The organism is Bacteroides intestinalis, assembly GCF_003464595.1.
Classification (GTDB): Bacteria; Bacteroidota; Bacteroidia; order Bacteroidales; family Bacteroidaceae; genus Bacteroides; species Bacteroides intestinalis_A.
The window spans coordinates 1-275 of the sequence record NZ_QRZF01000076.1 but is presented as its reverse complement, the minus strand read 5'-3'; the positions used below and the strand labels follow the sequence as shown (position 1 = coordinate 275).

General features: G+C 41.1%; 1 protein-coding gene. It reads right to left on the bottom strand.

The genetic code is table 11. The features are described from left to right. Positions 1-91 precede the first annotated feature (91 nt). A partial coding sequence (locus DWW10_RS26290) for a hypothetical protein (RefSeq protein ID WP_220395709.1) occupies positions 92-275 on the bottom strand: 184 nt, incomplete at its 5' end.

Genomic DNA, 275 nt, shown 5'->3' with positions numbered 1-275 from the left:
GCTGTGATTCGCTTTCAAAATAGTATCTTTGTAGGATAAGCAACAGCGCTAGCTTTAGTACTAAACTTCATCAAGCAGCTGTGATTCGCTTTCAAAATAGTATCTTTGTAGGATAAGCAACAGCGATGCCACTCCGAAAGCCCCCAGCAAGGTGGCTGTGATTCGCTTTCAAAATAGTATCTTTGTAGGATAAGCAACAGCTGGTCGGATCGGTATATAATGAATCGGACTGCTGTGATTCGCTTTCAAAATAGTATCTTTGTAGGATAAGCAAC